This window comes from Variovorax sp. 20P10.2.4 (genome assembly GCF_058244205.1).
Window position 1 is genome coordinate 12,918 of record NZ_JBZAYE010000009.1, and the last position, 26,769, is coordinate 39,686.

Genomic DNA, 26,769 nt, shown 5'->3' on the forward strand with positions numbered 1-26,769 from the left:
GGGCAGGCCCGGTCCGCACCGGCCCCGCCCTCTCATCGAAGCCCCGCCGCGCGGCGGGGCCTCCGGCTCATGCCGCCGCCATCGCGGCGGCGCCGCTCGCGGCCTGCTGCAGCGCCACGCAATGCCGCACGATCGCCTCGAGCTGCGCGCGATAGTCCCGCGACAGGCGCTCGATCGTCTCGGGCCGGAACATCGCCTGGCTGTAGATCCAGCTGACCGCGAGCCTGCCGTCGAACACCTGGCCGATGATCTCGATCCAGTTCGGCAAGGCGCCCCGCGCGTCGCGCTCCGCGCCCGCTGACTCGCCGCTGGTGGGCGAGAAGATCGACGCCTCGCCGAAGCTCTGATCGAACTGCCCCAGGTAGTTGAAGGTGATCCGCGGCTCGGCCGCCGCGAGCGCACCCCGCACCGCCTCGTCGGCATGCAGGTAGCGCAGCGCGCCGAAGCCCACGCCCTTGTCCGGCACCGCTCGCAGCGCGGCCGAGACCGCGCGGATCGACGACTCCAGCGGCAGGTCGCCGCCCGGCAGGCGCACCGGATAGGCGCTCGTGAACCAGCCCACGGTGCGACTCAGATCGAGGTCGGCCGCGTCGCCCTCGCGCCCGTGGCCCTCGAGCGTGATCAAGGTCTCGGGGCTTTGCGTCCAGGCGGCCACGGTGCGCGACAGCGCGGTCAGCAGCAGGTCGTCGATGCCGGTGCCATAGGCCGCGGGCGCGGCGCGCAGCAAGTCCTGCGTGAGCTCGCGCTCGAGTTGCACGTAGGCCACCGCGCGGTCGCTGAACCGGGCCGGGACCCGTGCATCGTCGCGCGGCAGGTCCTCGATCCCGGCCAGCTGCCGCTGCCAGTACGGCAGTTGCAGCGCCAGCGCCTCCGACCGCGCCCACGCCTGCAGGTGCAGCGCCCAGGCCTTGTAGGCAGCCGTCTTCGCCGGCAGCCGCGGCTCTTGCGGTTGCGCGAGCTGCTCATAGAGCGACTGCAGGTCCTCGAGCAGCACCCGCCAGGAAACGCCATCGATGTTCAGGTGATGCACCACGATCAACAGCCGCGCGCTGCCGTCGGCACGCCGCATGCATGCCACCCGCCACACGGGGCCGTCGGCCAGTGCCAGGCTTCGCTGCGTGCGCTCCGATTCGCGCTCGATGTCCTGCAGCGTGGCGATCTCGCAGCACCGGAGCACGTCGGCCGCGTCGGACGGGATCGCATAGGACTGCCGCCACGAGCCGTCCGCTTCGCGGACATAGCGCATGCGCAGCGCATCGTGCTCCCGCTGCAGCAGGTCGAGCGCGCGCCGCAGGCGCGGCTCGTCCAGCCAGGACTCGACGCGCAGCAGGATCGACTGGTTGAAGTGATGGCGCTCGGGGATCTCCTGCGCGAAGAACCATTGCTGGATCGGCAGCAGCGGCAGCGTGCCCACGGCCTCGATCCGCGGCGCGGCAGCGACCGAGGGCGCGGCGCCGTCGACCCTCGCGGCCATCAGCGCCTCGATGGTCTGGTGGCGGATCAGGTCGCGCAGGCGCAGCTCGAAACCCAGCTTCGCATTGCGCACGCGCGAGATCACCTGCAGGCTCAGGATCGAATCGCCGCCCATTTCGAAGAAGTTGTCCGCGATGCCGACGCGTTCGACGCCCAGCACCTGCCGCCAGATCGCCGCCAGTTGCGCCTCGGTGTCGTTGCGCGGCGCGCGAAAGACGCTGTCGGCCTCGGCCGCCGGCTCCGGCAGCGCGGCGCGGTCGAGCTTGCCGCTGATCAACCGCGGCAGCCGCGGCAGCACCATCACGCGTCCCGGCACCATGTACTCCGGCAGCCGCTCGGCAAGCTGCCCGCGGATGCGCTGGACCATCGCGTCGTCGGCTTCGTCGGCGGCCGCCACCACGTAGGCCACCAGCTGCTGGCCCGAGGCACTCTCGCGCGGCACCACCGCGGCGTCGAGCACGCCCGCCACCTCGCGCACCCGGGCCTCGACCTCGCCGAGCTCGATGCGGAAACCCCGCACCTTCACCTGGTGGTCGGCGCGGCCGATGTATTCGATGTTGCCGTCGGCCATCCAGCGCACCAGGTCGCCGGTACGGTAGAGGCGGCCGCCGGCGCCGTCGAAGGGATCGGCCACGAAACGCTCGGCCGTGAGGCCGCGGCGTCCCAGGTAGCCGCGCGCGAGGCCGTAGCCGCCGATATAGAGCTCGCCGATCGCGCCGCGCGGCACCGGCTGCATGTCGGCATCCAGCACGTACGCCGCGCGTTCGCCCACGGGCCGACCGATCGGTGCGTAGGCGCAGTCGAAGGTATCGGTGGCGCGGCTCTTCCAGATCAGCGGCGTCACCACGGTCTCGGTGGGGCCGTAGCCGTTGATCAGGATGCGTGGCTTGAGCGTGCGACAGACCTTGTCGTACGACGCCTTCGGCATCGCCTCGCCGCCGAAGACGTAGAGCTCCACGGGCGGCGCATCGTCGCGCAGGCTCGCCCAGTCCGCGATCTGGCCCAGGTAGGCCGGCGGGAAGGCCGCGTTGGTGATGCCGTAGCGGTGCAGCGCCTGGTAGGTCTGCTCCGCGGTCCACAGCTCGTTGTCGCGCAAGGCGAGGCCCGCGCCCACGCACAGCGGCGTGAGCCAGCGCTCGTGCGCGCCGTCGAACGAGAACGACATGAAATGGAATTCGCAGGAATGCGGGCCCATGCCGTAGATCGCGGCCGTGGCCAGGCAGTGCATCGACAGCGGCCCGTGCGTGACGGCCACGCCCTTGGGCATGCCGGTGGAGCCCGAGGTGTAGATCACGTAGGCCAGGCTGTCGGCATGCACCCGGGCCTGCGGATCGTACGTGGCCGCCTCGTCGAGGCTCAGTTCCTCGAGCACCGCCAGCGCCACGCCCGGCACCTCGGGCATCGCCGCGAGCCGCGGCAGCACCGCGCGGTGCGTGAGCAGCAGCGCCACGCCGCTGTCGCGCACCATGAAGGCCAGCCGGTCCGGGGGGTAGGCCGGATCGAGCGGCACATAGGCGCCACCGGCCTTGAGCACCGCCAGCAGGCTCACGATGCTTTCGAGGGAGCGCTCCAGCGCGACCCCGACCAGGGTGTCCGGACCGACGCCGCGCGCCATCAGGTGGTGCGCCAGCCGGTTGGCGCGCGCGTTGAGCGCACCGTAGCTCAGTTCGTCCTCGCCGCACAGCAGCGCGATCGCCTCGCCGCGCCGCGCGGCCTGCGCCTCGATCAGGCGATGCACCGGCAGGTGGCCGGTGGCATCGGCCGGCGCTTCGTTGCGGCCGAGCGCGAACATGGCGGTGCGCTCGCCCTCGTCGAGCCAGGACAGCTCGCCGACCGCCCGCCGCGCATCGGCGCTCATCTGCGCGAGCAGGTGCTCCATCTGCCGGCGCAGCGCCAACACGAAGGCATCGCCGAATTCGCGGCGACCGTAGCAGTACTCGATCTCCAGCGTGTCGTCGGCCACCACCTGCAGGTCCATCGCGTAGCCGGTGAGCCCGCCCACGGCGATCTCGCCGAATCGCGGTCCGTAGCGGTCGAGTTCGCGCATGGCGCGATCGATGGGCGCGTTCTCGAACACGATGATGCTGTCGAACAGCGGGCGGCCCGCGGAGCCGGTCCAGCGCTGGATGTCGGCGAGCGCGGCATGCTCGTATTCGCGCAGGCGCAGGTTCACATCCTGGACCTCGCGCAGGTAGTCGCCGACCGCGCGGCCCGGCCGCCGCGAGACCGGCACCGGGATGGTGTTGATGAACAGCCCCATCATCTCCTGCGCACCCGGCAGCGAGTCAGGACGCCCGGCCACTGTGGCCCCGAACACGACATGGTCGCGCCCGGTATGGCGCTGCAGCAGCAGCGCCCAGGCGGCCTGGACCAGGGTGTTGAGCGTCACGCGCTCGCGCTGCGCGAACTGCTGCAGCGCGGCGGTGCGCGTGCGATCGAGCCGCGTGTAGATCTTCTCGAAGCCCTCGCGCGCGGGATCGGCGTGGCCGGCCTCCGCCAGCAGCGTGGGACCGTCGAGCGCGCCGAGCGCGGAGGTCCAGAAATCCTGCGCCGCCCGGGCGTCCTGGCGCTGCAGCCAGCGCACGTAGTCGCCGTACACCGGTGGCGTCGAGGTCGGCGCCTCGCCGGCATAGGCGCGCAGCCACTCGCCCATGAGGCGGGAATCGGTCCAGCCGTCCGACAGGATGTGGTGCCGCGTCCAGACCAGTTGCCAGCGGTCTTCCTCCAGGCGGATCAACGCCACGCGCGACAGCGGCGGACGCAACCAGTCGATCGCGCGGGTCAGGGCCTGCGCCTCGTGGTCGGCCAGCCGCTGCGCGGCCTCCGCGCCATCGAGCGCACGCCAATCGAGATGCTCGACGCTGGCCGGCGCCTGCCGAAACACCAGCTGCAGCGGCCGGGCCATCCCGTCGCGCCAGAGAAAACCGGTGCGCAGCATGGCGTGGCGCTCGACCATCGACTGCCAGGCGCGCTCGAAGCGCCGCGTGTCGATGTCGCGGACCTCCACGCTCAGCTGGTTGACGTACAGGCCCGAGCCGGCCGCCGCCGCCGAATGGAAGAACATGCCTTCCTGCGTGGGCGCCAGCGGATAGACGTCCTCGATCGCATCGGCATCGAGTCCGGTCGCCGCGATCGCGTCGGCCGGCAGAAAATCGCTCAACCGCCCTCGCACCGAAGGGACGACGGCCGACAGCGCGAGCGGATCCAGCGGCTCGGCCCGCCCGGCCAGCCGCTCGATGGTCTGCTGCTCGAACATCAGGCGCGGCGAGATCTTCCAGCCCGCGGCACGCATGCGTGCCACGATCTGCAGGCTCAGGATGGAGTCGCCGCCGAGTTCGAAGAAGTTGTCGCCGCGCCCCACGCGCTGCATCCCCAGCACCTGCGCCCACACCCCCGCCAGCGCACGCTCCACCTCCCCGCGCGGCTCCTCGTACGCCACCCCACCACCCACCTCCGGTCGCGGCAGCGCCTTGCGGTCGATCTTCCCGTTCGCGTTCAGCGGCAGCCCCTGCATCACCATCAGCACCGAGGGCACCATGTACTCCGGCAGCACCCCCGCCAGCCCTGCCTTGAGTTGCGCGGCGTCCAGCGACACCCCCGCCTGCCCCGACACGTACCCCACCAGCCTCGCTCCGCCCGGCCCCTCGTCGGCCACCACCACCGCCTCGCGCACGCCGGCTCGCGCCAGCAGCTGCGCCTCGATCTCCCCCAGCTCGATGCGGAATCCCCGGATCTTCACCTGGTGGTCGATGCGACCCAGGTACTCCAGCTGACCGTCCTCGCGCCAGCGCACCAGGTCGCCCGTGCGGTAAAGCCTCTCCCCGCCCGCCCCGAACGGGTCCGCCACGAAACGCTCCGCCGTCAGCCCACCCTTGTCCAGGTAGCCACGCGCCAGCCCCACGCCCCCGAGGTACAGCTCCCCGCCCACGCCTTGCGGCACCAGGTTCAGCCCCGCATCCAGCACGTAGGTCCTCGTGTCCGCAATCGGCCGGCCTATCGCCACCTGGCTGCGCCCGTCCGCCCTGCAGGTCCAGTGCGTCACGTCGATCGCCGCCTCGGTCGGCCCGTACAGGTTGTACAGCCCCGCACCGGGCAGCCGCTCGAACACCTTCGCCTGCGCCTCCGCCGGCAACGCCTCCCCGCTGCACACGATGCGCCGCAGGCTCGTGCACCCCTCGATCCCCTCGTGCGCCACGAACGCCTGCAGCATCGAGGGCACGAAGTGGATCGTGCTCACCCCGTGGCGCTGGATCAGCGCCGCCAGTTTGCCCGGATCCCGATGGTCCCCGGGCTGCGCCACCACCAGCCGCGCCCCCTCCATCAGCGGCCAGAAGAACTCCCACACCGACACGTCGAAGCCGAACGGCGTCTTCTGCAGCACCACGTCCTCGCGCGTCAGCCCGTAGGCCTGCTGCATCCATGCCAGCCGGTTGTGCAGCGCCCGGTGACGGTTGGCCGCGCCCTTGGGCCGCCCCGTCGAGCCCGAGGTGTAGATCACGTATGCCAGGTTCTCCCCGTGCAGCGCCACGTCCGGGTCGTCCCGCCGCTCGCCCTCCAGCTCGAGGTCGTCCAGCGTCAGCAGCCCCACGTTCGCCGCCGCGGGCAGCGCGTCCAGCAGCCGCGCCTGCGTCAGCAGCAGCTTCACGCCGCTGTCGCTCAGCATGTAGGCCACGCGCTCGGGCGGGTGCTCCGTGTCGATCGGCACGTACGCCCCGCCGGCCTTCATGATCCCCAGCAGCCCCACCACCATCTCGAGCGAGCGCTCCACCGCGATGCCCACCGGTGCGTCCGCGCGCACGCCCAGCCCGATCAGCCGGTGCGCCAGCGCGTTCGCGCGCGCGTTGAGCTCGCCGTAGCTCAGCGAGCGCTCGCCGAACACCAGCGCCACCGCATCGGGGTCGCGCCGCGCCTGCGCCTCGATGCGGCGGTGCACCGCGCCCTCGTCACCCCACGCCGCGGGCTCCACGCCCCAGCTCCACAACCGCCCACGCTCCGACTCGTCCAGCAGATCCAGGTCGCAGGCCGCGACCTTCGCCTTCGCGTCCAGCCCGTCCACGATGCCGCGCACCGCCGAGCGCATGAAGCCGGCCATGCGCTGCACGTCGATGGACTGCTCCACCTGCACCACCAGCTCGAAGCCCTCGGCCTGGTCGTTCACGTTCAGCGTGAACGGATAGTTGGTGCGCTCCACCGCCTCCAGCGCATCCATGCCCAGCCAGGTCTGCGCATGCGCCTCGCCCTCGCGGCTCGCGCTGTGACGGTAGTTGAGGATCGCGGAAAACAGCGGCGTGGCACCCGGCAGCGCGCTGCAGCGCTGGGCCAGCGACAACGGCGCATGCTCGTGATGCAGCAGGTCGCTGAGCGTGGCGTGCGTCTCGCGCAGGCAGACGTCCAGCGCGCGCGCACCCAGCCGCACGCGGATCGGCAGCGTGTTGATGAACATGCCGAGCGCGCGGTGCGCGTCCTGGCCGCCCTGCATGCGACCGAACAGCACGGTGCCGAACACCACGTCGTCGCGGCCGGTGGTCTTGCCCAGCACGAGGGCCCACGCCAGGTGGAACAGCGTCGCCGCGCTCACCCCGAGCCGTTGCGCGCATTGCCGCAGCCGCAGCGACAGCGCCGCGTCGAGCAGCAGGCGCGCCTGCGCCACGTGCCCGCCCGCCAGCCGCACGTCGCTCAGGCCGAACGGCGCGGTCGGCTCGTCCACGTCGCCCAGCATCCGGCGGAAGAATTCCTCGTGTTCCTCGGGCCGCATGCCCAGGCGCGCCTGGGCCACATAGCGGCGGAACGGCACCGGCTCGGGCAACTCGGCCTGGCGCCCCTGCAGCACCAGGGCGATCTCCTCGATCAGCAGTTCCTCGGAGGTGTGGTCCAGCGCCAGGTGGTGGCTGGGCAACTGCAGCAGCCAGCGGCCGTTGTCCGCGTCGTGCGCGGCGATGGCGCGGATCATCGGCGCGCGGCGCACGTCGATGCGGTATCGGCTGGCATCGACATGGGCATTGAGCCGGGATGCCACGTCGCCGGCATCGCCATCGACCGGCGGCAGCCATTCGAGCGGCAACGCCGCCTCGCGGTACACCACCTGCACGGGATTCAGCTGCCCTTCCCAGAGCACCGCCGTGCGCAGGATGTCGTGGCGCGCGATGACCTGGTCGAGGCTGGCGACGAACTGCCGCATGCGTGCCTCGGTGTCGAAACTCAGCAGCAGCGTCGTGACATAGGAGTCGCCCTCGGTCTGCATGAGGTGATGGAACAGGATGCCCTCCTGCAGCGGCGCCAGCGGATAGATGTCCTGGATGTTGCGCGCACCGCCCGGCACCGCCGCCTCGATCGCGCGGATGCTCGCCTCCTCCAGCGCCACCAGCGTCAGCATCCCCGGCTCGATCGCATCGCAGCCCTGGGCCGGAATACCGTTGCGCGGCACTTCCACCTGCGCTCTCGCACCCACGCCACCCGCGCTCATCGCCGCCACGAAGTCCCCCAGCCTCGGATGCTGGAACAGCGTGCGCACCTCCACCGCCCAACCCTGGCGCCGCATGCGCTCCAGCAACTGGATCGCCAGCAGCGAATGCCCGCCGAGCTCGAAGAAGCTGTCCCCGCGCCCCACGCGCGACACCCCCAGCACCTGCGCCCACACCCCCGCCAGCGCACGCTCCACCTCCCCGCGTGGCTCCTCGTACGCCACCCCACCACCCACCTCCGGTCGCGGCAGCGCCTTGCGGTCGATCTTCCCGTTCGCGTTCAGCGGCAGCCCCTGCATCACCATCAGCACCGAGGGCACCATGTACTCCGGCAGCACCCCCGCCAGCCCTGCCTTGAGTTGCGCGGCGTCCAGCGACACCCCCGCCTGCCCCGACACGTACCCCACCAGCCTCGCTCCGCCCGGCCCCTCGTCGGCCACCACCACCGCCTCGCGCACGCCGGCTCGCGCCAGCAGCTGCGCCTCGATCTCCCCCAGCTCGATGCGGAATCCCCGGATCTTCACCTGGTGGTCGATGCGACCCAGGTACTCCAGCTGACCGTCCTCGCGCCAGCGCACCAGGTCGCCCGTGCGGTAAAGCCTCTCCCCGCCCGCCCCGAACGGGTCCGCCACGAAACGCTCCGCCGTCAGCCCACCCTTGTCCAGGTAGCCACGCGCCAGCCCCTCGCCCGCCACATAGAGTTCGCCGGGCACGCCGAGCGGCAGCAGCCCGAGCTCGGCGTCGAGCACGCGCAGGCCGAGGTCGGGAATCGACACCCCCACCGGGCTGCGCTGGCCATCCTCGAGGTCCTCGCGCGTGATCGGGCGATAGGTCACGTGCACCGTGGTCTCGGTGATGCCGTACATGTTGACCAGCCGCGGCGCCTCGTCGCCGAAGCGATCGATCCACGGCCGCAGGCTCTCGGGCTCGAGCGCCTCGCCGCCGAAGATCACGAAGCGCAGCGGCAAGCGTGCGACGCCGGCCAGCGCCGGCGCGTGGATCAGCTGGCGGAAAGCCGAAGGCGTCTGGTTGAGCACGGTGATGCGCTCGCGGTCCAGCAGCGCGACGAAGTCGTCCGGCGAGCGACTCACCCAGTGCGGCACGACGACCAGCCGGCCGCCGGTGCACAGCGCGCCGAACACCTCCCACACCGAGAAATCGAAGGCGTACGAATGGAACAGGGTCCATGCGTCGTCCGGGCCGAAGTCGAACCAGGGCTGCGTGGCGTCCAGCAGCCGGGTCACGTTGCGATGGCACAGCTGCGCGCCCTTGGGCCGTCCGGTCGAGCCGGAGGTATAGATCACATAGGCCAGATGATCGGGGTGCACCGCCACCTCGGGATCGTGCGCCGGCAGCAGGTCCGTGGCCGGATCGCCGAACTCGAGCACCCGCACGCTCTCGCCCACCGAGACCTGCGCACGCACCTGCGGCTGGGCCAGCAGCCATTCGATGCCGCTGTCGCGCACCATGTAGGCCAACCGGTCCTGCGGATAGCCGGGATCGAGCGGCACGTAGGCGCCGCCCGCCTTCAGGATCGCCAGCAGGCCCACCACCATCTCGATCGAACGCTCGGCCGCGAGGCCGACGCGCGCCTCCGGCACCACGCCCATGGCGATGAGCCGGTGCGCCAGGCGGTTCGCGCGCGCGTTCAGCTCGCCATAGCTCAAGCGCTCCTCACCGCACACCAGCGCGACGGCATCGGCCCGCTCGCGCGCATGGCGCTCGATGCGGCGATGGATCGACGCCTCGCCACCGGCCGCCTCGACGCGCCGCATGTCCGCCCATTGCCGCTGCTGCGCGCGCTCGGTCTCGTCCAGCAGCGCGAAGCGGCCGACGGTCTCCCCGGGGGCATCGGCCAGCGCGCGCAAGGCCGCCAGGTACTGGGCGCCGAACCGGGCCATGGTCGCGGGCTCGAACAGCTCCGCGGCGTAGGTCAGCATCACGCCGACCTGACCCTGCGCATCCTCGGTGGTGTCGAGCGTGAGCTCGAACTGCGCCGCCCGTTCCCCGAGCTCGTGGCCGTGCAGGGTCAGCCCCGGCAGCGACTCGAGCGCCTGCTCTCCACGGGGCTGGTGGTTGTGCACCACCTGGAACAGCGGGCTCTGGCCGAGGTTGCGCTCGGGCTGCAGCGCCTCCACCAGCTGTTCGAACGGCAGGTCCTGATGGGCCTGGGCTCCCTGCACGGCCTCCTTTGCGGCATCGAGCAGCTCGCCCATGCGCATGCGCGCGTCGATCACGCTGCGCAGCACCTGGGTGTTGACGAAGAAGCCCACCAGCCGCTCGGTCTCCGGCCGGTGGCGGTTCGCGATGGGCACGCCCACGCGGATGTCGGCCAGCCCCGTCTGGCGATGGAGCACCGCCTGGAAGCCCGCCAGCAGCGCCATGAAGAGGGTGGCACCCTGTGCCTGCGCGCGCTTGCGCAGTCCCTGCGCCAATGCCGCCGGCACCTCGAGCCTTTGCGTGGCGGCGCGGTAGCTTCCGTCGGGACGGCGCGCATGGTCGGCCGGCAGCTGCAGCACCGGATGACCGGTTCCCAGTCGATCGCGCCAGTAGGCGAGCTGGCGGTCCTTCTCGCCCGCCTCCATCCAGTTGCGCTGCCACGCCGCGTAGTCGGCATAGGCGATCGGGAGCGCCGGCCACTGCAGCGGCATGCCGCGCACGCGCGCGGCATAGGCCATGGCGAACTCCTCCATCAGCACCTGCATCGACCAGCCGTCCGAGATGATGTGGTGCATCACCATCACCAGCACGTGCCGCTGCGGCGCGAGGCGGATCACGGCCACGCGCAGTAGCGGGCCGGCCATGAGGTCGAAGGGGCACTGCGTCACGCGCAGCGCGGCCTCGTTCGCGAGCCGCTCGCGCTCGCCATCGGACCCGGCGGCGGCCACGTCGACGAGCGGGATGTCCAGCGCGAGCTCGGGCCGCACCAGCTGCTGCGCGAGCCCGTCCGGTCCGGCACGGAACACGGTGCGCAGCGCGGCATGGCGCGCCACCAGCGCGCGGAAGGCCTCGCGCAGCGCCTCGATGTCGAGCGCGCCCTCGAGCCGCAGCGAGCCCGGTATGTGATAGGCGGTGCTGGCCGGGTCGAACTTCCAGAGGAACCATTGCCGGTCTTGCGCATAGGACGCGATGCATCCCTCCTGTTCCGCTCCCGGATGCCGCGGCACGATGGGGAACAGGGAGAAGTCGAGGCCCTGGGCCTTCAGTACCTTGAGGAAGCCCTGTTGCTTGTCGGCGGGCAGGCGCGCGAAGCGCTCCGCGATCTCACGTTTGTTCTGTTTCATTCAGCTTTCCCAGGCTTCAAGCAATGCGCTCATGCGCGCGATGTCCTGCGCATCCCCGGCGCTGTCCACGCCGCGTTGCGCCTCGATGGCCGCGCCCAGCTCGGCCAATGTCGGGTTCTCGAAGAAGATCCGCAGGGCGAACTGCAGCTCGAAGGCGTCCTGCAGCCGGCGCTGCACCTGCAGCAGGGCCAGCGAGTGCCCACCCAGCTCGAAGAAGTTGTCGTGGCGGCCCACCGACGGCGTGCCGAGCACCTCGCGCCAGAGCCCGGCGACGAGCTCCTCGACCTCGCCGCTCGGTGCCTCGTAGGGGCGGCCGCCCGCCTCCCCCGGCTCGGGCAGCGCATGGCGGTCGACCTTGCCGTTGGCATTGAGCGGCAGGCTGTCGAGGAACACCACGGCACCGGGCACCGCGTGCTCGGGCAACAGCTGGCGCAAGCGCTGGCGCAGGACGTCGGCGCTCACGTCGACCCCGGGCTGCAGCGATGCATAGGCCGCCAGCCAGGCCCCCGCGGGGCCCTCCTTCGCCACCACCAGCGCTTCCCGCACTTCGGGCTGCGCCAGCAGTTGCGCCTCGATCTCGCCGAGCTCGATGCGAAAGCCGCGCACCTTCACCTGGTGATCGAGGCGGCCGAGGTACTCGAGCTGGCCGTCGTCGCCCCAGCGCACCAGGTCGCCGGTGCGGTACAGCCGCGCGCCGGTCTCTCGGAAGGGATCCGCGACGAAGCGCTCGGCACTCAGGCCGGCGCGCCGCAGGTAGCCGCGCGCCAGTCCTTCGCCGCCGAGGTACAGCTCGCCCGTCGCGCCCACGGGCACGGGGTTCAGGTCATGGTCGAGCACATGCGCCGTGCGGTCTCCGACCAGCCTGCCGATCGGCATGTAGGCCGCTTCGAAACGCTCGCCCGCGAAGGCCTTGGCGATCATCGGCGTGATGACGGTCTCGGTCGGCCCGTAGCCGTTGATGATCCGCGGCGGCCTGAAGACCGCCTGCACGCGGTCGAAGCTCGCGCGCGGCATCGCCTCGCCGCCGACCGTGTAGGAACGGATCGGCAGCCGGCTGCCGGCCTCGCCGAGCACGTCGACCATCTGCGCGAGATAGGTGGGCGTGAAGCAGGCCATGGTGATTCCGTGTCGCGCGATCTCCGCGGCCGTGCGCTCGACCGGCCAGATGTCGTTGTCGCGCGGCATCAGCGCCGCGCCGAAGGCCAGCGGCACCCAGGTGCGCTCGTGCGCGCCGTCGAAGGCGATCGAAGCGAACTGCAGCTCGCGGTCTTCGGGCGTCATCTCGTAGTCCTCGCCGATGGTCTGCACATGCATCGACAGCGGACCGTGCGTCACGGCCACGCCCTTGGGCCTGCCCGTGGAGCCCGAGGTGTAGATCACGTAGGCGAGGTTGCCGGCATGCAGCGCAACGTCGGGATCGCCGGCCTCGCCCGTCGCCAGGTTCAGCGATTCCAGCGTCAGCACCGGCAGGCCCGCGGGCACCGGCATGCGCGCGGCCACGCGGTCCTGCGAGAGCAGCAGGGCGATTCCGCTGTCGTCCATCATGTAGGCCAGCCGGTCGGCCGGATAGGCCGGGTCGAGCGGGACATAGGCGCCCCCGGCCTTGAGGATGGCCAGCAGGCCGACCACCATGTCCGTCGAGCGCTCGAGCGCGATGCCCACGCGCGTTTCCGGCTTCACGCCCGCGGCGATCAATCGATGCGCGAGACGGTTGGCGCGGGCATTGAACGCGGCGAAGTCGAGACTGTGCGTCGCGGCGATCAACGCGGTTGCACCGGGCCGCTCGCGGGCCTGGCGTTCGACGAGCTGGTGCACCAGCAGGCCCGACGCGGCGCGCGCCTCGCCATGGCCCCAGTCGCGCAGCCGCGCGACATCGCCCGCGCCCAGAACGCTCAGCGCGCGCAGCGGCCGTGTCGAATCGCTCGCCAGTGCCTGCGCAATCGACTGCACGGCCGCGCACGCCAGTTCGCAGACCCGCGCGGCACCGATCGCCTCGTCGACCTGGGTGACCAGCTCGAAACCGGTGCCCGTGTCGTTGACCGACAGACCGAACGGGAAGTTCGAGCTCTCGCGCGAGTCGAGCATCTCGACGCCCTCGAGCACCGGCACGCCCGTGCCCGCCGCATCGGTCCGCGCACCGTGCCGGTAGTTGAGGATCGCGGTGAAGAGCGGTGCGCCGCTGGGCAGCGCGCTGCAGCGTTGCGCCAGCGACAGGCTCGCGTGCTCGTGATGCAGCAGTTCGGTCAGCGCCTCGTGGGTCTGGCGCAGGCATCGCGCGGCGTCATGCGCACCCGTGCGTACCCGCAGCGGCAGGGTGTTGATGAACATGCCCACCGAGCGGCTCGCCTCCGCGCCGGCCTGCATGCGGCCGAACAGCACGGTGCCGAACACCACGTCGTCGCGCCCGGTGATGCGCGCGAGCACCAGCGCCCAGGCCAGGTGGAACAACGCCGCGGGACTCACGCCATGGCGCAGTGCCTGCGCACGGACCCGCTGCGCGTCGGCCGACGCGAGCAGCAGCTTCGATTCGGCGATGCGGCCGCCGTCGCCGCGCACGTCGAGCAGACCGAACGGCGCGGTCGGCTCGCCGACGTCGCCCAGCACGCGGCGAAAGTACGCCTCGTGCTCGGCCGGCGTCACGCCGTGCCGCGCCTGGGCGACGAAGCGGCGGAACGGCACCGGCGGCGCCAGCGCTTCCGGCCGGCCCTGCAACAGGTGGGCGATCTCCTCGATCAGCACGTCCTTCGAGGTGTGATCGAGTGCCAGGTGGTGGCTAGGCAGTTGCAGCAACCAGCGGCCGCCCGCGGCGTCGTGCGCGGCCAGCGCGCGCAGCAGCGGCGCCTTGCGCACGTCGATGCGATGGTGATTGCCCTTGACGATCGCGATGTCGTCGAGCCACTCGATCGAAAGCGCCGCCTGCCGGTGCACGACCTGGACCGGCTCCGGCAGTCCTTCCCAGAGCACCGCCGTGCGCAGGATGTCGTGGCGCGCGATGACCCGGTTCAGGGCTGCGACGAAGCGCAGCAGGCCTTCCCGTTCGTCGAACGCCAGCAGCAGCGAGGTGACGTAGGCGTCCGCCTCGGTCTGCATGAGGTGATGGAACAGGATGCCCTCCTGCAACGGCGCCAGCGGATAGATGTCCTGGATGTTGCGCGCACCGCCCGGCACCGCCGCCTCGATCGCACGGATGCTCGCCTCCTCCAGCGCCACCAGCGTCAGCATCACCGGCTCGATCGCATCGCAGCCCTGCGCCGGAATGCCGTTGCGCGGCACCTCCACCTGCGCTCTCGCACCCCCGCCACCCGCGCTCATCGCCGCCACGAAGTCCCCCAGCCTCGGATGCTGGAACAGCGTGCGCACCTCCACCGCCCAACCCTGGCGCCGCATGCGCTCCAGCAACTGGATCGCCAGCAGCGAATGCCCGCCGAGCTCGAAGAAGCTGTCGCCGCGCCCCACGCGCTGCACCCCCAGCACCTCCGCCCACACCCCCGCCAGCGCACGCTCCACCTCCCCTCGCGGCTCCTCGTACGCCACCCCACCACCCACCTCCGGTCGCGGCAGCGCCTTGCGGTCGATCTTCCCGTTCGCGTTCAGCGGCAGCCCCTGCATCACCATCAGCACCGAGGGCACCATGTACTCCGGCAGCACTCCCGCCAGCCCCGCCTTGAGCTGCGCGGCGTCCAGCGACACCCCCGCCTGCCCCGACACGTACCCCACCAGCCTCGCTCCGCCCGGCCCCTCGTCGGCCACCACCACCGCCTCGCGCACGCCGGCTCGCGCCAGCAGCTGCGCCTCGATCTCCCCCAGCTCGATGCGGAACCCGCGGATCTTCACCTGGTGGTCGATGCGCCCCAGGTACTCCAGCTGACCGTCCTCGCGCCAGCGCACCAGGTCGCCGGTACGGTAAAGCCTCTCCCCCGCCGCCCCGAACGGGTCCGCCACGAAACGCTCCGCCGTCAGCCCGCCCTTGTCCAGGTAGCCACGCGCCAGCCCCACGCCCCCGAGGTACAGCTCCCCGCCCACGCCCTGCGGCACCAGGTTCAGCCCCGCATCCAGCACGTAGGTCCTCGTGTCCGCGATCGGCCGGCCTATCGCCACCTGGCTGCGCCCGTCCGCCCTGCAGGTCCAGTGCGTCACGTCGATCGCCGCCTCGGTCGGCCCGTACAGGTTGTACAGCCCCGCACCGGGCAGCCGCTCGAACACCTTCGCCTGCGCCTCCGCCGGCAACGCCTCCCCGCTGCACACGATGCGCCGCAGGCTCGTGCACCTCTCGATCCCCTCGTGCGCCACGAACGCCTGCAGCATCGAGGGCACGAAGTGGATCGTGCTCACCCCGTGGCGCCGGATCAGCGCCGCCAGCTTGCCCGGATCCCGATGGTCCCCGGGCTGCGCCACCACCAGTCGCGCTCCCTCCATCAGCGGCCAGAAGAACTCCCACACCGACACGTCGAAGCCGAACGGCGTCTTCTGCAGCACCACGTCCTCGCGCGTCAGCCCGTAGGCCTGCTGCATCCACGCCAGCCGGTTGTGCAGCGCCCGGTGACGGTTGGCCGCGCCCTTGGGCCGCCCCGTCGAGCCCGAGGTGTAGATCACGTACGCCAGGTTCTCCCCGTGCAGCGCCACGTCCGGGTCGTCCCGCCGCTCGCCCTCCAGCCCGAGGTCGTCCAGCGTCAGCAGCCCCACGTGCGCCGCCGCGGGCAGTGCATCGAGCAGCCGCGCCTGCGTCAGCAGCAGCTTCACGCCGCTGTCGCTCAGCATGTAGGCCACGCGCTCGGGCGGGTGCTCCGTGTCGATCGGCACGTACGCCCCGCCGGCCTTCATGATCCCCAGCAGCCCCACCACCATCTCGAGCGAGCGCTCCACCGCGATGCCCACCGGCGCGTCCGCGCGCACGCCCAGCCCGATCAGCCGGTGCGCCAGCGCGTTCGCGCGCGCGTTGAGTTCGCCGTAGCTCAGCGAGTGCTCGCCGAACACCAGCGCCACCGCATCGGGGTCGCGCCGCGCCTGCGCCTCGATGCGGCGGTGCACCGCACCCTCGTCACCCCACGCCGCAGGCTCCACGCCCCAGCTCCACAGCCGCCCACGCTCCGGCTCGTCCAGCAGGTCCAGGTCGCCCAGCGCCAGCAGCGGCGTGTCCGCCAGCCCGCGCAGCACGGCCAGGTAATGGGCGGCCATGCGCGCGATCGTGGCCGGATCGAACAGCGCCTCCGCGTACGAGAAGACGACATGGACGCGGCCCGCCTCGTCCTCGCTCGTGTCCAGCATCAGTTCGAACTGCGCCGACTGTCCTTCGACCTCGTGCGCCTGGACGCTCAGCCCCGGCAGCGCCCGCGCGACCCGCGCATCCGCGCGCTGGTGGTTGTGCGCGACCTGGAACAAGGGGCTCTGGCCCAGGTGACGCGCGGGCTGCAGCGCCTCCACCAACTGCTCGAAAGGCAGGTCCTGGTGCGCCTGCGCGCCAAGCATCGCCTCGCGCACGGCCTCCAGCACCTGGCGCAGCGGCATGCGGTGGTCCATCACCGTGCGCAGCACCTGGGTGTTGACGAAGAAGCCGACCACGCCCTCGGTCTCCACGCGATGGCGGTTGGCGATCGGTACCCCGACCCGGATATCACCCTGGGCGGTATGGCGGTGCAGCAGCACCTGGAAGCCCGCCAGCAGCGCCATGAACAGCGTCGCGCCCTCGGCCCGGGCGCGCTCGCCCAGCGCCTGCCGCAGCTCGGCCGGCAGCTCGAAGCCATGCCGCGCGGCCCGGTAATGGCCGTCGGGGCGGCGCGGCCTGTCGGTGGGCAGCTGCAGCACCGGATGCTCGTTCCCGAGCCGGGCCGTCCAGTAGTCCAGTTGGCGCCGCGCCTCCCCGGCCTCGAGCCAATGCCGCTGCCACGCGGCATAGTCGGCGTACTGGACCGGCAAGGCGGCCAGCACGGGCTCGCGACCCTGCACGCGGGCTGCGTACTGCGCGACGAGCTCGTCCAGCAGGCATTGCATCGACCAGCCGTCGGACACGATGTGATGCATCACGACCGCGAGCACGTGGTCGTGTTCGCCGAGACGGATCATGCGCACCCGCAGCAGCGGGCCACGCTCGAGGTCGAACGGCGTGTCGTTCAGGCGTCCGATCTCGGCGTCCGCGTCAGCGGCCTCGACCAGCGGAATCTCCAGCTCCAGCGAAGGCGCGACCACCTGCCGCGCGACCCCGTCGTCATCGCCCTCGGGCACGAAGGTCGCGCGCAACGAAGCATGGCGTGCGACCAGGGCCTGGAACGAAGCCCGCAGCGCGTCGACGTCCAGCGCGCCCTTCAGGCGCAGCGCCGCCACGATGTGATAGGCCGTGTTCCAGGGGTCCAGCTTCCAGAGGAACCACTGGCGCCGTTGCGCATAGGAGAGCGGACTCGCCCCGGATGCCCCCTCGCCCGCCGGCACGATCGGGAACTGGCCCATGCCCAGGCCCTCGGCGCGGATCTTCAGGTACACCGCCTGGCGCTGTTGCGGCGACAGCTGCGCAAATCGCTCGGCGATGCGTCGGGTCGTCATGCTGTTCGTCAAGCGGGTTCTCCCAAACTGTCGATGAAGGCGTCGATGCTCGACAGCGCATCGTCGCCATGGCCGTCAGGCAACGTCGTGCGCGCCTGCCGTGCCAGGTCCATGAGGACGGGATGGCGGAACACGTCCTGGATCCCGATGGCGGCCTGCGTGCCGTCCTGCAGGCGCGACACCAGCTGGACGGCGAGCAGCGAATGCCCGCCGAGCGCAAAGAAGTTGTCGTGGCGGCCGACCCGCTCCACGCCGAGCAGTTCCGACCAGAGGCCGGCGAGCGCGCGCTCCGCGTCGTCCGCCGGCGCCTCGTAGGCCTCGGCGTCCATGCGGCCGGGCTCGGGCAATGCCTTGCGGTCGACCTTGCCGTTCGCATTCAGCGGCAGGCCCTGCGCCATCAGTACCAGGACGCCCGGCACCATGTAGTCGGGCAATGCCAGGCCCAGGCGCGCCTTGAGCTCCTCGAGCTTCGGCGCCTGGCCCGCGCGCGGCGAGACATAGCCCACCAGCCGTGTCCCGCCGGGGCCGTTCCTGGCCACCACCACCGCCTCGCGCAGTTCAGGCTGGGCCAGCAGCCGGGCCTCGATCTCGCCGAGCTCGATGCGCAGGCCGCGGATCTTCACCTGGTGATCGAGCCGCCCCAGGTACTCGAGCTTTCCGTCCGGACGCCACCGCACCAGGTCACCCGTGCGATAGAGGCGTCCACCGCCCGCATCGAGCGGATCGGCCACGAAGCGCTCCGCCGTCAGGCCCGGACGATGCAGGTAGCCGCGCGCGAGACCCACGCCGCCCAGGTACAGCTCGCCGGCCACGCCGGGCAGGGCAAGCTGCAGGTTGTGGTCGAGCACATGGACCTGGATGCCGTCGATCGGCTGCCCGATCGCGACGTGGCTCAGCCCGTCGGCGCGGCACTGCCATTGCGTGACGTCGATCGCCGCCTCGGTCGGCCCGTAGAGGTTGTGCAGCGCCACGCCGGGCAGCCGTCGGAACACCTCGTTCTGGGCCTCGACCGGCAGTGCCTCGCCGCTGCAGACGATGCGCCGCAGCGAGGCGCAGGCCTCGATGCCGCCATGCGCGAGGAAGGCCTGCAGCATCGACGGCACGAAGTGCAGCGTGGTGACGCGGTGCCGCCCGATCAGCGCGACCAGCCGCGCGGGATCGCGGTGGTCGCCCGGCCCGGCCATGGCGAGCCGGGCACCGGACATCAGCGGCCAGAAGAATTCCCACACCGACACATCGAAGCCGAAGGGCGTCTTCTGCAGCACGGTGTCCGACGCATCGAGCCCGTAGGCCTGCTGCATCCATGCGAGGCGGTTGAACAGCGCGCCATGGCGATTGGCGGCGCCCTTGGGCCTGCCGGTCGAGCCGGAGGTGTAGATGACGTAGGCCAGGCTTTCCTCGTGCAACGCGAGCTCGGGATCGTGCGCGGGCCCGCTGCCGAGATCGAGCCGGTCGACGATGCACACGGCCGCGCCGGCCAGGCCGGCGGGAACCGTGCGCTCCTGCGCGAGCAGCAGGCCGACGCCGCTGTCCTCCAGCATGTACGTCAGCCGGTCCGCCGGGTACTCCGGGTCGAGCGGCACGTACGCGCCGCCCGCCTTCAGCACCGCCAGCAGGCTCACCACCATCTCGACCGAGCGCTCCATCGAGACGCCCACCCGCGCTTCGGGCTTCACGCCCAGCGCGATCAGCCGGTGCGCGAGCCGATTGGCGCGCGCGTTCAGTTCCGCGTAGCTCAGCACCTCGTCGCCGAACACCAGCGCCGGCGCATCGGGATGCGCGCGCACCCGGTGCTCGATGGCGCGGTGCACCGGCTGCACCAGCGCATGCCGCTTCGCGTTCACGCCCCAGCCGAGCAGCCGTTGCCGCTCGTGCGGCGCCAGCAGCTCGATCTCGTCGATGCGCTGGCGGGGCCGTGTCTCCATCGCCTCGACCAGCCCTTCAAGCGCGGCCCGCATGGCATCGCACAGGCGCTGCGCACCCACCGTGCGGACCACCTGGCCCACCAGCGCAAAGCCCTCGCCCAGGTCGTCCACCGACATCGTGACCGGGTAGTTCGTGCGCTCCGCGCCGCCGATGAGTTCGACGCCCTCCCAACCCTGCCGTCCCAGCCGCGCCAGTTCCTCATCGGCCTGCTCCGGCGGGCTGTAGCGGTAGTTGAGCAGCGCGGTGAACAGCGGCGTGCCGCCCGCCACGCCGCTGCACTTCTGCGCCAGCGACAGCGTCGCGTGCTCGTGATGCATCAGGTCGGTCAGCGACGCCTGCGTGCGACGCAGGCCGTCGCCCGCGTCCTGCCCGCCGATGCGCACGCGCAGCGGCAGGGTGTTGATGAACATGCCCAGCGCGCGCCCGGCGTCCTCGCCGCCCTGCATGCGGCCGAACAGCACGGTGCCGAAGACCACGTCGTCGCGGCCCGTGGTCCGCGCCAGGACCAGTGCCCATGCCAGGTGGAACAGCGCGGCGGCGCTCACGCCATGGCCCTGGGCCTGCGCACGGATTCGCGTGGACAGGCCGAGCGCCAGCGGCAGGCGGACCTCCTCGACCCGGGTTCCGTCGCCTTGCGTGTCGAGCAGGCCGAGCGGTGCCGTGGCTTCCGTGACGTCCGCGAGCATGGTCCGGAAGAAGGCTTCGTGCGCCTCGCGCGCCACGCCCAGCCGCGCCTGCGCGACGTACTGGCGAAACGGCACCGGCGCCGGCAGCTCGGCCTGCCGGCCCGACTGGATCAACGCGATCTCCTCCACGATGCGCTCGAGCGTCGTGTGGTCCAGCACAAGGTGATGGCTCGGCAGCTGCAGCAGCCAGCGGTTCTGCGCGTCGTCGTGGGCAGCCAGCGCCCTGACCATCGGCGCCTGCCGTACGTCGATGCGATGGTGGCGCGGATCCACGCATGCTGCCAGGCGCTCGGCCACGTCCAGCGGCGTCGCCGCTTCCGTGGCCAGGGACGCTTCCAGCCATTCCAGCCGCACCGCCGCCTGGCGCTGCACCACCTGCACGGGCTCGCCGAGCCCTTCCCACAGCACGGCGGTGCGCAGGATGTCATGGCGCGCGACGACCTGGTTGAAGCTGTCAACGAAGCCGCGCAGCCGCGCTTCGCTGTCGAAGGCCAGCAGGCAGGGCGTGACGTAGGCATCGCCCTGCGCCTGCAGCAGGTGGTGGAAAAGAATGCCCTCCTGCAGCGGGGCCAGCGGATAGATGTCCTGGATGTTGGCAGCGCCGCCCGGCACGGCCGCCTCGACGCGTGCGATCTGCGCGGCGTCGAGCGCCGCGAGCGTGAGCATCTCCGGGCGGATCTTCGCGCACCCCTCGGGGATGCCGTTGGCCGGCACGGCCACCTCGCGCCGCGCGGTGGCCTGGCCGGCGAGCAGCGCCTGCGCGAAATCGGCCAGCACCGGCTTCTGGAACAACGTGCGCACCTCGGCATGCCAGCCGCCGCGCCGCACGCGCTCGAGCAGGCGGATCGCCAGCAGCGAGTGCCCTCCCAGTTCGAAGAAATTGCTGCGCCGGCCCACGCGCTCGACGCCGAGGACCGAGGCCCAGATGCCGGCCAGCGCCTGCTCCACCGGTCCTTGCGCCTCCTCATGGTCCGCATCGCTTCCATCGGCGGGCGCGGGCACCGGCAAGGCCTTGCGGTCCACCTTGCCGCTGGGATTCAGCGGCAGCGACTCGAGCACGACGATGGTCGAAGGCACCATGTACTCGGGCAGCCCGCTGGCCAGCGCGTCCCTCAGCCGCGAGACCTCCAGTGCCGACGCGTCGGCGGATTCGCCCGCCACGTAGCCGACCAGCCGCGCACCGGCCGCATCGTCCAGCGCCACCACCACCGCCTCGCGCACCCCGGCCTGCGCCAGCAGCGCCGCCTCGATCTCGCCGAGCTCGATCCGGAAGCCGCGCACCTTCACCTGGTGGTCGATGCGGCCCAGGTAGTCGAGCCGGCCGCCTTCGCGCCAGCAGACGAGGTCGCCAGTACGGTACAGCCGCGCGCCCGCCGCGCCGAAAGGATCGGCCACGAAGCGTTCGGCGCTCAGCGCGGGGCGACCTTGATAGCCACGCGCCAGCAGCTCGCCGCCGATGTAGAGCTCGCCCGCCACGCCGGGCGGCACGGGCTGCAGCGCCGCGTCGAGCACGTGGAGTTGGCGTCCGCCCAGGGGCCTGCCGATCGGCATCTGCGCGGGCAACGCGACCTCGCCTTCGAGGTAGATACCGCAGTCGTGCTCGGTCGCGCTCACCACGGCCTCGGTCGGGCCATAGGTATTGAGCAGCCGGATGTGCGACATGCCGGCCTCGCGCCACGACCTGACGCCTTCGGTGGGCATGGCCTCGCCGCCGGCCTGCACCTGGCGCAGCGCGCCGAAGTCGCGCGACGCGCTGCGCGCGAAGTCCTGCACCAGCAGGCTCCAGTAGGCCGTCGGCAGGTCGGCGATGGTGATGCGGCGCTCGATCAGCTCGCGGCGGAAGGTCTCGCTGTCCCACAGCAGCGCGCCGCGCAGCACGATGGCCGCGCCGGTCGCGAGCGGCGGAAACACCTGCTCGACGAAGCCGTCGAAGTTGATGGTCGAGAACTGCAGCATGCGGTCGCCGGGGCCGAGGCCGAACAGGCCGGCCGCCACCTGCGTGTGCGCGGCCAGCGCCGCATGCGCGATGCCGATGCCCTTGGGCCGGCCGGTGGAGCCCGAGGTGTAGATGACGTAGGCGAGGTTGCCGCCGTGCACCGGCACCGCGGGATCGTGCGCGGGCAACGCCTGCAGGTCGAGCGTGTCGAGTTCGAGCAGCGCCGGCGGCCGCGCGCCGCCCATGGGCATGCGCTCCCTCAGGTGGCTCTGCGTGAGCAGCAGTGCGATGGCGCTGTCCTCCACCATGTAGGCCAGGCGGTCCGCGGGATAGCCGGGATCGAGCGGCACGTAGGCGCCGCCGGCCTTCAGGATGCCCAGCAGGCCGACGATCATGTCGACGGAGCGCTCCACCGCCAGGCCGACGCGCACATCGGGCCCGACGCCGAGCGCGCGCAGCCGGTGGGCGAGCCGGTTGGCGCGCTCGTCGAGCTGCGCGCGACTCCAGGCGAGTTCGCCGAAAAGCAGCGCCGGCGCGTCCGGCTGCAGCGCCGCATGGCGCGCGATCAACCGGTGCACCGGTTCGGCCTGCAGCGCGACGGGCGCGCCCTCGCCCCAGCGCCGCAGCAAGGCGTGCTCGGTATCGCCAGGCAGTTGCAGCTCGCCCAGCGCGCGCTCGGGTTCGGCCACGAAGGCCTCGAGCACGCGGCGGTAATAGCCGCTCAGGCGCAGCGCGGTCGCCTCGTCGAACAGGTCGGTGTTGTATTCGAGGCGGCCGTGCACGCGCTGCGGATCGAGGTAGAAGTCGAGCGACAGGTCGAACTTGGCGCCGGCCTCCTCGAACTCCACCGCCTCGGCCCGCAGGCCTTCGAGGTCGAGCGCGGCATCCCCGTCGAGCATCTGGGCGCTGAACATCACCTGGAACAGCGGACTGCGCGCCGGGTCGCGCCGGTCCTTGCGGCTGGCCAGCAGCAGCTCGAAGGGCAGGTCGGCGTTGTCGAGCGCCGCCAGCGCGTCGGTGCGGACCTGGCGCCAGATCTCGCGCAGGCTGCGCCGCGGCGCCAGGCGCGCGCGGAACACCTGCGTGGTGACGAAGAAGCCCAGCAGGCCATGCACTTCCTCTTGCTGGCGCCCGGCATTGGGCACGCCGACCGCGAAGTCGTCCTGCCCGCTGTAGCGGGCCAGCAGCACCTGCCAGGCGGCCAGCAGCATCACGAAGGGCGTGCACTTCTCGGCGCGGCACAGCTTCTGCAGCGCCGCGGCCAGCGCCGGCGGAAGATCGAAGCCGAGCGTGCGCCCCGCGAAGCGCTTCTGCGCCGGCCGCGCGCGGTCGGTCGGCAGGTCGAGCGCGGGCACGTCGGCGCCCAGGTGCCGGTTCCAGTGGTCGAGCTGGCGGGCCATTGCGCCCTGCTCGACGCAGGCGCGCTGCCACACCGCGTAGTCGGCGTACTGCACGGGCAGCGGCGGCAGGTGGACGGCCCCCTCGGCGCGCAGCGCCAGGCGGTAGGCCGCGGCGAGGTCGCCCGCGAGGATCGGGTTCGACCACGCATCGGAGACGATGTGATGCAGGCAGACCACCAGCACATGCCGCTGCTCGCCGAGCCGCGCGATCAGCGCGATCAGCGCCGGCGCCGCCGTGAGATCGAAGACGTGCTCCGCGGTGCGCTGCACCAGCGCGTCCAGTTGCTGCTTCCGCGGCGCGGGCGCCAGCCCCGAGAGGTCGATGCGCTCGAGCGCGAACTCGACGCCGGCCTGCGCTTCCTGCACCGTGGCGCCGTCGCGCTCGAAGAAGCGGGTGCGCAGGATCGCATGGCGTGCGATCAGCGCCTGGAAAGCCCGCTCCATCGCATCGGCGTCGAGCGGTCCCTCCAGTTCGAAGACGCGCGGCAGGTTGTAGGCCGTCAGCGTCGGCTCGAGCCGCTGCAGGAAATACAGCTGTTCCTGCGCATGGGACAGGGCCACGGCCTGGCCGTCGGCCACCGTGCGCACGAGGGCGGGAAGCGTTGCCGTGATGCTCATTGAAATACCTTCGTGCTTCGCACTGCGGTGCGAGCTTGCTTGGGGCGGCCCGGCGCGGCGCTCATGCCGGTTCGCCTTCGGTCGCGTCGCGATGGGCCTGCGCCAGCCGCTCGAGCGCCTGCGCATCGCCGCTCGCTTCGCGCAGCGCCGCTGCCAGCGCCGCCGGCGTCGGATGGTCGAACACCAGGCCGGCCGCCACCTCCACCTGCAGCAGCTTGCGGATGCGCGCGACCAGCTTGATGACCTGCAGCGAATGGCCGCCGAGTTCGAAGAAGTCGTCCTCCACGCCTATCGGGTCGCTGCCGAGCAAGGTGGCCATGCCCTCGGCCAGCACGACCTCGAGCGCATCGCGCGGCGCGACGTAGACCTTGCGTTCGGCCACGGCCGGTGCGAGCGCGCTCAGCGCGAGCCGGTCGATCTTTCCGTTCGGCAGGCGCGCGAAGGCCTCCACCGCCGTGAAGCTGGCCGGCACCATGGGGGCGGGCAGCAGCGCGGCCAGGCGTTCGCGCAGCGCGCGGCCGTCGACCGAGGTGCCATCGGCGACGAAGAATGCCGACAGCGCCGTCGCGCCCGCCGCATCGGGCGCGGCGAGCACCACGGCCTGCCGCACACCGGGCTGCGCCAGCAGCACCGCCTCGATCTCGGCCGGCTCCACGCGAAAGCCGTGCACCTTGACCTGGTGGTCCGCGCGCCCCGCGAGGCACAGGCCGCAGTCGGCCAGCACATGGGCCAGGTCGCCCGTGCGGTAAAGGCGCTCGCCCGGCGCGAACGGATCGGCGACGAAGGCATCGCCGGGCTCACGGTTCAGGTAGCCACGGCACAGCTGCGCGCCGCCGACATAGACCTCGCCGAGCCCACCCGCCGGCACCAGGCCCAACGAGGCGTCGAGCACGCGCACGCGGTTGTTCGCGAGCACGTGGGTCAGCGGCAACTGCGCGGGCAGCGGCGCGCCCGCCGCCACGGCATGGACCATCACGCCGACCGTGGTCTCGGTCGGCCCGTAGTGGTTGTAGATCGCGCACTGCGGCGCGAGCGCCGCGATGCGCTCGACCAGCGCACGCGGCGCGGCCTCGCCGCCCAGCACCAGGGTGCGCGGCAGCCGCGGCGCTTCGCATTCGAGCAACGCCTCGAGGTGCGAAGGCACGATCTTGAGCGCGTCGATCGCGTGCCGTTCCATGAAGCCGGCGAAGGCCCGCGCGTCCTTCGCCTCCTCCTCGGACGCCACCACCAGGCAGGCGCCGTTGAAGAAGGCGCCGAACAGCGCGGTGTTGCCCAGGTCGGCCACGACCGAACTCGTGAGCGCCCAGCGGCGGCAGCCGTCGAGCTTCATCGCGGCCGAGGCGGCCGCCACGTAGTTCAGCAATTGGCCGTGCTCGATGGCCACGCCCTTGGGCGTGCCGGTGGAGCCCGAGGTGTAGAGCACATAGGCCAGGTCGTTCGGCGCGATGCAGTGCGCGGGTGCATGCGCGGGCAGTCCGTCGAGCGCGGGCAGCGCGCCCTCGAGCACCAGCGCGGGCCGGGCATCGGCGAGCACGGCCGCGCGCCGCGCCTCGGGCCAGCCCGGCTCCAGCGGCAGGTAGGCGGCGCCCGCGCGCCAGGCGGCGAACATGGCCAGCGGCAGGTCGACCGAGCGCGGCAGGTTGAGCGCGACGATCGCGCCGGGCGTCACGCCCTGCGCCACGAGCCAGTGCGCAAGGCGGTTGGCCCGTTCGTCGAACTCGCGATAGTTCAGGGACTGCGCCCCGGCCTCGAGCGCCGCGGCGTCGGGCGTCGTCCGGGCCCAGTGCGCGACGCGCTCGGCCACGGTCTGCGTGCCGACATCGAGCGGCGGCGTGTCGTGCGCGAGCAGCAGCGCGCGTTCGCGCGGTCCGACCAGCGGCAGCGTGCCGACCGGTGCATCGGGCTGCGCGACGGCGGCCTCGAGCAGCGTGGCGAACTGCAGCAGCAGGCGCTCGAGCGCGGCACGGCCGTGGCGCGCGGCATCGGCGTGCAGCGACAGCTGCGCGCCCTCGGTGCCCCATGCGGCCTGCAGCGCGAGTTCGAAGCCGGGCATCGGGCCCGGCAATCCGGTCAGGCGCCAGCGCACGGAGGAACCATGCTGCCGCGGCGCCTCGTGCGAGGCGAAGCCGACCGACGCCTGGGCCACGATCGGCGGCGCATCGACCGGCCAGTATTCCTGCGCCTCGACGTGCTCAGCCAGAGCGGCGTCGAGCCGGCCGGTCCAGCTGGCGAAGGACTCGTCCTCGGCCACGTCGACCAGCACCGGCAGCACCTTGTCGAACAGGCCGACCGCCCCCTGCATCGGTGCGTAGTCGCGCCGGCAGTCGTGCTGCCAGCCGCCGACGAAGCGGCCCGCACCGTGCAGGCGCGACAGCAGCAGCCACCAGGCTGCCTGCAGCAGGGTCTCGGGCTGCGTGCCGAGGGCCTCGGCAAGTGCCGTCACGCGCGCCG

The 26,769-nt window shown here is 71.9% G+C and carries 4 protein-coding genes; all 4 read right to left on the reverse strand.

Translation table 11 applies throughout. From position 1 onward, the window contains the following. Window positions 1-67: 67 nt before the first annotated feature. Window positions 68-11,218 (reverse strand): amino acid adenylation domain-containing protein, encoded by an 11,151-nt coding sequence (locus AC27VN_RS01950; protein ID WP_490875436.1) that lies wholly within the window; start codon window positions 11,216-11,218, stop codon window positions 68-70. Then, entirely contained in the window at window positions 11,219-17,752 is a 6,534-nt protein-coding gene (locus AC27VN_RS01955) for an amino acid adenylation domain-containing protein (RefSeq protein ID WP_490875437.1), read from the reverse strand. An 8-nt stretch (window positions 17,753-17,760) separates the two neighbouring features. Continuing rightward, a complete protein-coding gene (locus tag AC27VN_RS01960) occupies window positions 17,761-24,318 on the reverse strand; it encodes an amino acid adenylation domain-containing protein (protein ID WP_490875438.1) in 6,558 nt (2,185 codons plus the stop codon). Between the two features lie 61 nt (window positions 24,319-24,379). After that, on the reverse strand, window positions 24,380-26,769 hold a 2,390-nt coding region (locus tag AC27VN_RS01965), incomplete at its 5' end, for a non-ribosomal peptide synthetase (RefSeq protein WP_490875439.1).

Coding starts and splice junctions, on each gene's coding strand:
- AC27VN_RS01950 (WP_490875436.1), bottom strand. CDS start 11,218: ATGAAACAGAACAAACGTGAGATCGCGGAGCGCTTCGCGCGCCTGCCC.
- AC27VN_RS01960 (WP_490875438.1), bottom strand. CDS start 24,318: ATGAGCATCACGGCAACGCTTCCCGCCCTCGTGCGCACGGTGGCCGAC.
- AC27VN_RS01955 (WP_490875437.1), bottom strand. CDS start 17,752: ATGACGACCCGACGCATCGCCGAGCGATTTGCGCAGCTGTCGCCGCAA.